Origin of the sequence: Mobilitalea sibirica, from assembly GCF_015999265.1 — a bacterium.
GTDB classification, from domain to species: domain Bacteria; phylum Bacillota; class Clostridia; order Lachnospirales; family Lachnospiraceae; genus Mobilitalea; species Mobilitalea sibirica.
Genome location: NZ_JAEAGR010000004.1, coordinates 38,996 through 51,439 on the forward strand (window position 1 = coordinate 38,996; position 12,444 = coordinate 51,439).

10 protein-coding genes and 1 riboswitch are annotated in these 12,444 nt (G+C 34.0%); of the genes, 3 read left to right on the top strand and 7 right to left on the bottom strand.

Annotated elements, in window-relative coordinates; all coding sequences use genetic code 11:
• Nucleotides 1-223 precede the first annotated feature (223 nt).
• The 5 genes from I5677_RS05365 to I5677_RS05385 all read right to left on the bottom strand — a co-directional run bounded on the left by I5677_RS05365 (nucleotide 224) and on the right by I5677_RS05385 (nucleotide 5,554).
• Nucleotides 224-1,018 carry a hypothetical protein gene (locus I5677_RS05365; protein WP_197660554.1) on the bottom strand — a complete coding sequence of 265 codons (795 nt, stop codon included), beginning with the start codon at nucleotides 1,016-1,018 and terminating at the stop codon, nucleotides 224-226.
• A gap of 117 nt (nucleotides 1,019-1,135) precedes the next feature.
• Nucleotides 1,136-2,239, bottom strand: a complete 1,104-nt coding sequence (gene ytvI / locus I5677_RS05370; RefSeq protein WP_197660555.1) for a sporulation integral membrane protein YtvI — start codon at nucleotides 2,237-2,239, stop codon at nucleotides 1,136-1,138.
• 266 nt (nucleotides 2,240-2,505) lie between these two features.
• Complete coding sequence (locus I5677_RS05375; RefSeq protein WP_197660556.1) at nucleotides 2,506-3,351, bottom strand: metal ABC transporter permease; 846 nt, start codon at nucleotides 3,349-3,351, stop codon at nucleotides 2,506-2,508.
• A gap of 400 nt (nucleotides 3,352-3,751) precedes the next feature.
• Nucleotides 3,752-4,522, bottom strand: a complete 771-nt coding sequence (locus I5677_RS05380; protein WP_197660557.1) for a metal ABC transporter ATP-binding protein — start codon at nucleotides 4,520-4,522, stop codon at nucleotides 3,752-3,754.
• 9 nt (nucleotides 4,523-4,531) lie between these two features.
• Nucleotides 4,532-5,554 (bottom strand): metal ABC transporter substrate-binding protein, encoded by a 1,023-nt coding sequence (locus tag I5677_RS05385; protein ID WP_197660558.1) that lies wholly within the window; start codon nucleotides 5,552-5,554, stop codon nucleotides 4,532-4,534.
• A 213-nt stretch (nucleotides 5,555-5,767) separates the two neighbouring features.
• Between I5677_RS05385 and I5677_RS05390 the strand changes: the two genes are divergently transcribed.
• The 3 genes from I5677_RS05390 (at nucleotide 5,768) to I5677_RS05400 (ending at nucleotide 11,340) form a co-directional block, all read left to right on the top strand.
• On the top strand, nucleotides 5,768-6,274 hold the full coding sequence (locus tag I5677_RS05390; protein ID WP_197660559.1) for an ECF transporter S component: 507 nt from the start codon (nucleotides 5,768-5,770) through the stop codon (nucleotides 6,272-6,274).
• A gap of 124 nt (nucleotides 6,275-6,398) precedes the next feature.
• Nucleotides 6,399-6,508: riboswitch (ZMP/ZTP riboswitch) on the top strand.
• 423 nt (nucleotides 6,509-6,931) lie between these two features.
• Nucleotides 6,932-9,157 carry a formate C-acetyltransferase gene (pflB, locus tag I5677_RS05395; protein WP_197660560.1) on the top strand — a complete coding sequence of 742 codons (2,226 nt, stop codon included), beginning with the start codon at nucleotides 6,932-6,934 and terminating at the stop codon, nucleotides 9,155-9,157.
• 260 nt (nucleotides 9,158-9,417) lie between these two features.
• The gene (locus tag I5677_RS05400; protein ID WP_197660561.1) at nucleotides 9,418-11,340 is read left to right on the top strand and encodes an O-antigen ligase family protein; all 1,923 of its coding nucleotides are present in this window, start codon (nucleotides 9,418-9,420) and stop codon (nucleotides 11,338-11,340) included.
• A gap of 287 nt (nucleotides 11,341-11,627) precedes the next feature.
• Here the strand turns inward: I5677_RS05400 and I5677_RS05405 are convergent, their stop codons facing one another.
• Both I5677_RS05405 and I5677_RS05410 read right to left on the bottom strand, forming a co-directional pair.
• Nucleotides 11,628-12,164, bottom strand: coding sequence for a DDE-type integrase/transposase/recombinase (locus I5677_RS05405; RefSeq protein ID WP_197660721.1), 537 nt, complete (start codon nucleotides 12,162-12,164; stop codon nucleotides 11,628-11,630).
• Entirely contained in the window at nucleotides 12,118-12,369 is a 252-nt protein-coding gene (locus tag I5677_RS05410) for a hypothetical protein (protein ID WP_197660562.1), read from the bottom strand. Before I5677_RS05410 ends, I5677_RS05405 begins: the two co-directional genes overlap by 47 nt.
• Nucleotides 12,370-12,444: the final 75 nt, after the last annotated feature.

A 12,444-nucleotide genomic window follows, 5' to 3' on the forward strand; every position in this document is an offset into this window, starting at 1 on the left:
ACATTCGTATAAGACCTGGGTGGTAAGAATTATTTCATTCTTCTTGTTTCAAGTTCTTATGCAAAAAATTTATACACAACCTATTTTCTAGACTTTTCTTTACATATTTTTTTATTTGCGAAAAGCTTCGATGTTTCTTAACATATAAAAACCTACTTTACAGTAGGTTTTTGAAAGTTTGATATTAATTTAACATTTTGCTTCAAAAAAATTATACCATGTATTAGATATTTAATTCCCTAATATCCTGAACTCTTTTATCTGGATAATTACCTATCTCTTTTAAGGATGTAATGTGATACTGAGTAAGTATTTCTTTAAAGTAGGTTTTTAATGTATCCTTAGAAATGATTTTATTATTGTATTTATCCCTTGAAATCTTTATCATAGATTTTTCAAATGCCGATATAGCACGTAGTGCTTTCGGTCCATACCACGTAAAACTATCATATACAGCATCAATTAATTCTTTTTCCTCTTCTGTTAGAAATTCTTCATTTACTTCCAGTGTACGAATTCCATTCTTTTTCATAGCCTCATAAAGTTTATGATAAGGCATTTGATTACTACTGATGCCGCATTCCTCCTGAAACATCTCCTTATCCTTTATAGCCAGTGAAAATGCCTGAATATAATAAAGAAGATACTGGATATAACTTGCGCAAATTTCTGCACTACTCTTATTAACGATATAATAAGCGGCCGCATAGATTTTTGAAGCCATAATTTTTGACAGAACTGCTTTTTTACTTTTCTTATAAGCGACATTTGTTAAACACTCTTTCCGCTTATTTAAGAGATCATAATAAAATTCCGGATCGTTTAATATCGTTTTTAGCTTATTCGAATACTCGTTCGTTGGAATGTCCCCTTCCATATAACGAATTATCGTTGTTTCCCCCCATCCAAGTAGCTTAGCTAATGGTTTTTTACCGATACGATAACGTTCCAATATTAATCTGATCTCTTCAGCTGTTATAATAGCTTCATTGTCCATTTCAATTCTAATACTGTTCATATACTTACTCCTCAGCTTAAATACGAATCCTTTGTATAGTTACTTTTTTCCGATTATATAATACCACTGATTTATTCAGTTGTATATGGAACTTTAGGATTATTTTGTCACTGCTTTCTAAAACTTTCTAAACTCATTAATATCATGTGTGATTATCTTCAAACCCTTGATAAAACGGTCAAACACACCCACCCGGTAAAGGTTAACCAATACCATTCCTATGGGTATTCCAAGAATCATTCCAAGGACTCCATAAAACCGATATCCGGTAAACATAAAAAATAGAGTTGCTAAAGGGCTGATACCTACACTATCCCCTACCATTTTGGGCTGTAATACCTGCTTAATAACTTGGCAGATCAGATAAATTACTATCAGACCGATTGCCCTCATATAATTACCTGTTAACATATCAATAATTGCCCATGGCCATAAAACAGCCCCTGTTCCGAAAACTGGCAAAAAATCCAAGAACGCTATTCCTAAAGCAAGTAAAAACGAGTAACCAACCGTTAGAACTTCAAAACCCACAAACATAATCACAGTTATGATTAACATGATTTTAAATTGGGCTTTAAAATAGCCTCCTACAGCAGTCTTAAAGTTATCATTAATAATGTACCATCCATTGTTTATTGAGTTTGGCATTATTTTCTTTATGCCGTCTATCAGTTCGTCTCTTTTGGCAATAAAGAAATATGCAGATAATATGGATATAATAGTCATAAGAAATACTTCCGCTATGTTCTTAGCAAAAGTTCCCGCGGTATCTATGGTAACTTCTTTGGATAGATAATCACCCATATTCTTAAACATATCATCGATACCTGTACGAATACTCTTCGGTAAAGATCTAGAGGCCAGGCTTAACCGATTGGAAAGAGCCTCAAACTGTAAGCTGATACGGTCAATGATTTCCGGAAGATCATCGGTCAAAGAGCTTATCTCCTTTACCAAAAACGCAATCAGAAGATACAGTGTTCCGACAATGGCTGCAATGACAATAATGATAATCAATGCCGAACTATGTTTTCTTAATAGTTTCACTCTCTTCTCTAAAAATTTAACTAACGGATTAGCGATCATTGACACAATCCACCCAATAACAAAAGGAATGAAAAATCCAATGATTTTAGGAAGAATAAAAATCAGAAATAAAACTGTCAAGATTAGTAATATAAAATTAATTACGATTTTGACATAGATTATGGGTTCTCTCATAGCATCCTCCGACCGTGTCACTTTCTTACCCAATTATAATACAAATTAAGGAAATATGTAAACCTGTTTATTCTATTTATCTATTATTTTTCCTTATGATACGTATTATTTTTTCTCATGTTAAGGTTTCATAAGTACTTATTTTATTGCTTATAAATTATGTTTGTGTATTGGTAATCTATATATATTTACTAGTTTTATTTTAAGTTTAATTTCCAGTAACATATAGTTTACGTTATGATTTTATTTACTTGTTACTGTTATTTTCAGGTTCTCTTTTTTACCAACCTGATATAAAGTGTCAAAAAGAAGATTACAGCAGATATGATAACAATTGTAGGGCCGGTGGCCGTGCCACTATAATAGGAGACAATTAATCCAAGAATGCCGGAGAACATTGAGATCATTACAGAAAACAGATGGTATTCTCTCATATTACCCGCAATATTACGACTGGCTGCTGCCGGTAATATTAATAAGGCATTAATAATTAGAATACCCACCCATTTAATCGAAAACATAACTATGACAGCAATTAATACACTGAATAGATCCTCCATAAGATTTGTATTAATTTTTTTACTTTTTGCTAAGGTTTCATTTACACCAACTGCATGTAACTTATTAAACCCTACAATCCAGAACACTATTGTTATAACAAAGATAATTAACAAAGATAACAATTCTCTATCGGTTATACTTAGGATATCGCCTACCAACAGACCTGAGTACCTGGCAAAATTACCGCCCTTTGACAATATTACAAGCCCGATTGACATACTAAGGGAAGCAAACACAGATATAACCGTATCCGTGGATACCGTCTTTCTTCGTTTGATCTTATTTAATAAAAGGGCAAACACAACTGCAAATACAGGCATAGTAATATTCGTGTTGGTAACTCCGAATACAGTTCCGATTGCTATACCGGTTAAGGCTGAGTGTCCTAATGCATCTGAAAAAAATGCCATGCGGTTATTAACAATCATCGTGCCTAATACACCAAATAAGGGTGTAATAATCAAAATAGCCAACAATGCATTTTTCATAAATAGATATTCCATCCATGAAAAGGGTAAAAGCATTTCCATTATCTTATATATTGTTTCCATATTAGTATGTGTATGATATTTTCGACAAACCCAATCATACTTATCCTTCCTAAATTACTAAGAACATTGATCTCACCCTGGTAAAACCAATTAACCATTCCATGTTATAGAGTATTTGCTTATTCATAGACATTTTATATGTCTGAAACTATTAGTTCTATGATATAGATTATAACTATTCAATGTTTTTCATTAAATCTATCATGCTACTAAAGAAAGCATTATCTGGCTTATGATAATCTCTGCAAGAAATACCTATAACGCTAAGTAAAATTGTTACTTTCACTGTAGAATTTTTATATCCACCACCAATGAAAGTGAATAGATTTATCTGAAAACGCTTTTAGATTGTTACTATCACCGAAAGAACTTTTACATCCATCAAGGAAGATGCATAGATTTATCTGAAAACTCTCTTAAATTCTTCACTTTCCAACACCTCTTGCGGTGTTCCTTCGACAAGAATTTTCCTGTCCATAAGTATTACGTAATCAGCATATTTTTGGACAAATTCAAAATCGTGGGCTACAATTATCATAGCTAAATCATAGTTTTTTCTTAGCATATCGATGTTTTTGTAAAATAACTGCATACCATTTTTATCAATTCCTGACACCGGTTCATCCAACAGCAACAGATTCGGAACCGGTGTTATTGCAATTGATAATAATACTCTTTGTAACTCTCCCCCGGATAAATCACAAGCCCGCTTATCAATCAAATCCTGTGCTTCGAAGATACTTAGTTGCTCTTTTACTTTGGCATATACCTTTGGATTTTTTCTTAAAAAAACCGGAGAATTACTAATATATCCTGCAAAAAGGTCATACACGCTCATCGGTGTATTTTTTTCCATATTAATATACTGTGGAACATATCCAACACTCAGATTTTCCATCATCTGATTTCTGAGATTTGTAAATTCTATTGTTCCTTCATGCTTTATCTCACCTAAAATTGCTTTAATCAACGTGCTTTTCCCGGCACCGTTTTTCCCTATAATTACCGTGATTTTACCGCAGTGGATATGAAGGTTAATGTTTTCTATAATCGTCAGATCTCCATCCCGAACACTAATCCCATTCATTTTAATGCAATGAAGACCACAGGCAGCTTCAGAAGCGCAATCTGTTACTTTATGCTTTTTTATTTTTACAGAATTATTTTTCATTGCTACTCCCTATCGAAAGGCTTCTTGCAGCGTATTCAGATTATTTTGCATTGCATTCAGATAAGAATCTTTCGTTCCGTCTCCGGTAACCCCTGAATCAATTACGTAAACATCTGCATCCGTTTCCTTCTCAATTTGCTGCGTAATATCTGTTCCGTATTGTTCCTCTGTAAACAGATAGGGTATACCCTCCTGTCTGATTAAATCTATAACCTCAGCTATTTCCCCGGCACTTAGAGCTGTATCCTCTTCTACTTCAACGGTATAAGCAACTTCTAGTCCTGCCCGTGCTGCTATATATTCAAAGGAATCATGGAATATAACAACCTTATTATTTTTAGGAGACTGAGACGCATTTTCCTGAACCCGTTTTAAGTTCTCTACATATTCAGAATCCAGATCCGTTACTTTTCGAATATATTCCCGTGCATTTGATTCGATTTTTTGCACTAATTCGTTTAATATTTCGTCACTGATTGTCTCATCTATGCTTGCCCGTTCTTGTATGTATGATACAAGTCCGTTTCTGGCATTTATGATTTGGGTAATATAAAGCTGTGGGTCCAACCATACGTGAGGATTTGGTCCATGCTCATGTTCCTCTTCTTCCTCTTCCTCCTCACCTTCCTCGTCATGTTCCTCTTCTTCACCGGATAACATAGGAATGCCTTTACTACTATTAATTAGACCTAAATCAGGATAATTATTTATAACATCCTCAATATATGTTTCCATTCCTCCACCATTCATGATTAAAACATCAGCCTCTGATAAAATTTTCATATCTTCTGTTGTAAGTTGATAATCATGTAGACATCCGGCGCTAAAATCCGTTAAGCTTCTAACTTCAATCTCGTCAATTTGATCAACTAAATTTAAAGTCATGATATAGGTTGGATAGAAGGATGTAGCAACTTGGATTTTTGCTTTCTCTCTTTCATTATTGTTATTCTGATTTATCATAATAAAAAGTATTGTACCTACTAAAAGTATTGCCATAATACTAATCAGCATAAATAATTTCTTTTTCATAACTTATATTCTCCTTTATCTAATTGCAACTCATTTGCATTTACATATTATATTATAAGTATTACCCTATGTCAACCTGTTTAGACTATTAGAGATAAATGCAAGGTAAAAGTTAAATGCTATCTTGTAATGTGATTTTTTTTATGATATGATTTCAGATAATAATTTTAGATTAAGATAGAAATAAGACATTATTTAAGGAGGCAAATTTTTATGAATTCCAGTAAAATCACCAAACTGGTTACAGCTGCTTTAATGGCTGCTTTAACCTGCGTTGCTACAGCTATTCTTCCCATAAAGGTTCCCTTTGTTGAGAGCGCTTATATTCACCCCGGAGATACCTTTGTTATTCTATCCGGTATTGTATTAGGTCCGGTATACGGAGGTTTAGCAGCCGGTATCGGCTCAATGTTTGCTGACTTGTATGTTAGTTACCCCTTTTTCTGGGTTACGCTAATTGTTAAAATGGTCGCGGCTATTGTCGGATATTTCGCTTATAAGTATATTAGACATTATTCCTTATTTTTTGCATGTCTTTTTGGTGGAGTAGCCGTTACACTGGGTTACTTTATCTTAGAGTCATATCTCTATGGAATTGCAAAAGGAATTATTGGTGCACCTTTTAATATCATTCAGACAATCTTTAGTATAATCTTAACCTCTTTGTTATTACCTTTATTACGAAAAGTACCACAAATCAGGGAATTAATAAGAAGATAATATTATAGCGATCAGTTATATTCTTACTATTATACTAACATCAATTATTACTTCTAATAATATATTACATTAGAATATATCAATGTCTTAACTATTGACGAACTAAGTTTTTTAGGCATATAATAAATATGATCGGAACTGGCGGATAAGTGGAAAACCACGGGGGACCGATCATTGAGCTTTTTTGTATTAACTGGAAGCTAAAAATAAATGTCGACCGCCTGGGCGAAAGCTCGGGCGGTTTTTTGATTCTTAACAAATTTAAATAGTCAATATATGCTTCTCTATGTTTTAAAGCAAAGGGTAGCAACCCTTAATCCCTTAATTAACTCGCAAAAATATAAGTGTATGTTACTACCTCTCTAACATAGATCTATCTTTAATTTTTTAACAAATTGATTTATATAATGAGTCACTTATCCCCCGGTTATTTATCACTGTTTTTCATTTTTATTATTATTGTTTTATCATAATTTGTTTTAGATTAGTTGGTTATGACCGTTTCGGCCAACTCGTGTCATAGCCTCTACCAAGATATCAGAAAACTGTTTCTAAGTTATTACGCGAAAATATCTGCAAAAAAATTGAACTGGTACTGGTTCAGATATAAACATCCATTAATTTTACTATAAATAACACTATATGGGAGATGGAAAAATGAATGCATGGTATGATTTTAAACCTGGTAAATGGCAAAATGAAATTAATGTAAGAGATTTTATCTTAACAAATTATAAGCCGTATGATGGCGATGATTCTTTTCTTACTACGGCTACAGATAAAACTCTGGAGCTGAATGAAAAATATCTAGAATTAGCAAAAATAGAGCACGAAAAAGGAGTCTATGCCATCAATACAGACCGTGTTTCCTCCCTTCTCACCTATGACCCAGCTTATTTAGACAAAGAGAATGAAATTATATTTGGATTTCAAACGGATTCTCCTTTAAAGCGGGGCGTTAATCCTTTTGGTGGAATCCGAATGGCAAGGCAATCCTGTGAAGCTTATGGATATTCTCTTTCAGAGGAGGTGGAAGCGCATTTTAGGTACCGTACAACACACAATGACGGCGTGTTTCGTGTCTATACACCGGAGATGAAAAAAGCCAGAAAAAGCGGGGTCATAACCGGTCTACCGGATGCCTACGGAAGAGGTCGAATTATCGGTGATTACCGTCGCGTACCATTATACGGAGTAGATTATCTGATAAAACAGAAGGAACAGGATAAGCTTTCGCTAGGGCATCGTCCAATGGATGAGGAAACAATCCGTACCTTGGAGGAATTATTCCGACAGATTGATTTTCTAAAACAATTAAAAGAAATGGCTGCCGGATATGGCTTTGATATATCGGTACCGGCTTCTACGGCTAAGGAAGCCGTACAATGGCTATACTTTGCATATTTGGGCGCTATTAAGGAACAGAATGGGGCTGCCATGTCCCTTGGTCGTACTTCAACCTTCCTTGATATCTATTTTGAACGGGATTTAAGAAGTGGTTTATTGAGTGAAACGCAGGCACAGGAGATAATAGATCAATTTGTCTTAAAGCTACGTATGGCAAGGCAGCTTCGTACACCAGAATACAATGAATTATTTGCCGGTGACCCTCTATGGATTACAGAAGCCATCGGAGGCATTACAGAAGAAGGGAATAGCCTAGTTACCAAAAACAGTTATCGTTTTCTTCATACCTTAAGCAATCTCTCACCTGCTCCCGAACCAAACTTAACCGTATTATGGTCGGAAAACCTGCCAAGCAACTTCAAAAACTATTGTGCCAAAATGTCAATCGAAACCGACTCTATCCAATATGAAAATGATGATTTAATGCGAGCCCGCTACGGTGATGATTATGGAATTGCTTGCTGCGTAAGCGCAATGAGAATCGGAAAACAGATGCAATACTTCGGTGCCCGCTGCAATTTAGCTAAAGTACTACTCATGAGCTTAAACGGAGGAAAAGATGAAATTAGCGGAGAACAGATTGGTCCGATAATGAACCCTTTTCCCGTTGGAAAAGTTCTTAACTACGATGAAGTTAGAGAAAGATTTTTATCTATGATGGATTGGCTGTGTGATCTTTATGTAAATACAATGAACATTATTCATTACATGCATGATAAATATGCATATGAGAAGCTTCAGATGGCCTTACATGATACAGCTGTGGAAAGATTCATGGCCTTTGGTATCGCTGGACTATCGGTTGTCACTGATTCCTTAAGTGCGATTAAATATGCAAAAGTCACGCCAAAAGTGGATGCTCGTGGAGTTATTACAGATTTTGAGATCGAGGGAACCTATCCTTCCTTTGGTAATAACGATGAAAGGGTCGATCTGATTGCTTCTAATCTGGTTGAAGAATTTATAAAGAGACTTCGTAAACATCCAACTTATCGAAATGCAATCCATACCCTGTCCATCTTAACTATAACCAGTAATGTTGTATATGGTAAGAAAACCGGATCAACACCTGATGGTAGAAAATATGGTGAGCCCTTTGCTCCCGGGGCTAATCCTATGCACGGAAGAGACCAAAAAGGAGCCTTAGCTTCTCTCTTATCCGTGTCTAAACTAGATTATGACGATTGTAGAGACGGTATCTCCTATACCTTTACCGTAACACCTGAAACTCTGGGTAAAAGTGAACCTGTTCGCATACAAAACCTGACGGCTTTATTGGATGGTTATTTTTCATCTGCAGGACACCACATAAACGTCAATGTACTAAACCGAGACTTGTTAATTGATGCTAAAAATCATCCTGAAAAATACCCCAATCTGACGATCCGGGTTTCAGGTTATGCGGTGAGATTTAACTCTTTGAATGAAAAACAAAAGGATGAGGTCATTGCAAGGACGTTTCATGAGAAATTATAAATAAACTTTAATATAAAATCCAAACTTGATCTCATAGATAAGAATTTTCAGGACTGTATACTTTTTATAGATAAGACTTTACATCAATATATGCATCCATATCCTATGGATATTAACAGCAAACAAGGCATTAAATACTAGGAGTTAATTTTTCAATAATATGCATTGATTTAGGCATTATATATAACATCCTTTTGTTGAACAAACCCTATTCCTGATGTATAATAAAAACAATGAAACGAAAAGGAGTATAATGTACTATGTCTAATAAAACATATAGGCGTGATCATAAAGATAAAAAACGACAAATGTATCAGAAGAAGTCTGGCAAAGTTGAAGTGGCTCAGGCCACAAATAAATGGTTGCTACTTCCCATAGTATTTATCATATCTATTCTTCCCTTTATTGTTAGAATGCACGAGTATGAAACTCGTCTTTCTGAATTTCCTTTTTTTACAGTAAATAATCAGTATGTTGATTTCTTCCTGTATTATAAACAATGGCTTTTTGTAAGTATTTCATTTATAATGCTTCTAGTCATTGTTATTAAAGCGTATGTAAGTAAAACAAGCTTAGCGTATTCACCTATTTTCATACCTCTATCTGTATATGCTGCTTTATCACTTTTATCCTCAGTTTTATCTAGATATAGAAGTTTCAGTTTCAGTGGTATTCATGAACACTTTGAATCAGTCTTGGTAATCCTTGGTTATTGCCTAACGGTTTACTATATCTACTTAATTATAGAAACTGAACAGGATGTTAAATTTATCATAAACTCTTTTATCATAAGTGTGATTATTATGAGTGTTCTAGGTCTTACACAGTATCTTGGACATGACTTCTTGGCTACAGAACTAGGTTTAAAATTAATGCTTCCAAGAGCATACTGGGGAGAGTTAGATCAAATCCAGTTTAACATTCAAGCAAATCGAGTCTACCTAACATTATACAATCCCAATTACGTAGGTATTTATGCCGGTTTGATTGCTCCGATACTTTTTATATTAGCACTGTTATCAAAAAAGATTATTATGATCCCTGTTTATTTACTTGCTTTAGTCGGCGTTCTTGTAAGCTTAATTGGTTCACAATCTAAGACAGGAATTATTGGACTAGCTGTAGCTGGAATATTTACATTTTTCGTTCTTTTAAAACATATAATAAAATATTTCTATATTACTATTCCGTTGGTGATATTAATAATAACAGTTGTAGGTATCTATAATGCAAAGAATAATAATATATTAGTTAATCAAATAAAAATAGCAGCTAAATTCACCAAGCAAGAACAACCTTTAACTGAAATTCAAACGAATCCTGATGAAGTTGTTATCACCTATAACAAAAATCAGATGCACATACGTTATAATATTGTAGATGGTTATGGTGATTTTATAATCCTGGATCAAAATTATAATGAAATAAAAACAACCTTTGATAATGAACAGTTATTTTTCACAGTTCAAGATGAACGTTTTCCGGGATTTCAGATTGGTCCGGCAAATTATAATAATGTACCTAGTTTTTTTGTCAATATAAGAGGATACAAATGGTTTTTTACAAACCAAACACAAGATGGCACCTACTATTATATTAATCGATATGGTAAACTTGATAAGATAATTAATGCACCTTCGGCTATCTTTACAGGTTATGAAAGATATGCATCAAGTCGAGGTTACATCTGGTCTAGAACCATACCATTATTAAAAGAACATATTTTGTTAGGTTCAGGAGCTGATACATTTGCAATTGCATTTCCTCAACAAGATTACGTAAACTTATATAATTATGGATTTTCACAACTCTTCCTTACAAAGCCCCATAATTTATATCTGCAAATAGGCGTACAAACAGGAGTATTATCTTTAATCGCTTTCCTAGCCTTCTATATCATGTATTTTCTATCTAGCGTTCGCCTATATATTAAAGGCTTCTATAAAAGCTACTATGCTCAGGTAGGTGTGGCTATTCTTATAGGAACGATTAGTTATATGGTTATTGGTTTTTCTAATGACTCAACTATTACAGTAGCGCCAATCTTCTGGGGATTAATAGGACTGGGTATTGCAGTTAACAGAAAAGCAAAGCCCCTTATAGAAGAAGAGGTTTTCTTAGCTAAAGCAAAGAAGATGGAAAAGAACAATAATAAAAATGACAGCAATATGGGCTCCTCTTAAGGGTTTAAGGTATGATTCGATTGAATGATATGCCCCTATCAATTAGACAGTTTAAGTATCTTAAACGAAGTGCAGAAGATCGACCACAACAAATTATGTGGTCGTTTTTTCTATGCACACCATTTCTCTTTATATTTCACAATCAGTTTGTTTTTTGGAATGGGATACTCTGTAGGATTAACGGCAGCTAATACTTCAGTTCGTACTTTTAAAGGTGTTTTACACTTGTATCTATCCTGTGAACGTACTTCGTTATAGAATCTTATATAATCTTAAATTGCATATTTTTATGATGCTTTATCTGTAATCTCATATAGTTGATACATTTCCGTTTTAATAATTCCCCAAAAACCTTCCGTGGGACCATTATCAATACAATGTCCAACTCTAGACATAGATTGTGCCATTTCCTGTTTCTTCAGTTTCTTTTGGAAAACTATATTTGTATATTGAAAACCTCTATCACTGTGAAAAATAGGCTTTTCATCCGGATTAGAGGTGATTGCTTTATCAAATGTTCTAATTACCAAATTATTATCATTTCTGCGACTAATCACAAATGAAACTGGGTATCTGTCATACAAATCCAAGATGGCGCTTAAATACAGTTTTTTCTTCTCACCCTGAACCTTAAATTCTGTAACATCCGTAGACCATTTCTGATTTGGCTTGGTTTCATAAAAATCTCTTCGTAACTTATTTTCAGTAGTCGTTTCAGGCGAGCTAGATTTATATTTCTTCTTTACTTTCGAATTACAGCACGAGTATTTAACTTCTTCATAATTCGTAAGCTCTTTTCTTGCTATAAGTTGTGTGATTGAAATGGTTAATCCACGTTGTCATTCTATGGTAACCTAACATACGACAAAAGATCTCATCATGCTCTTCAATTAGTTCCGCCAACTTAAGATGCTCTAATACCTGTTCCGGAATTTTACGGTGTAACCACTTATAATAAGCTATTCTGGAAATACCAAGTCTCTTACACATCCAATTTTTACATTCATATCCAGATTTTCTTGCATTCATCAGTGATTTTCCCCAAAAAGGTATTCCTAGTCAACTTTAATTAATATGTGTGTGAGTATTTAATTTTATACATGA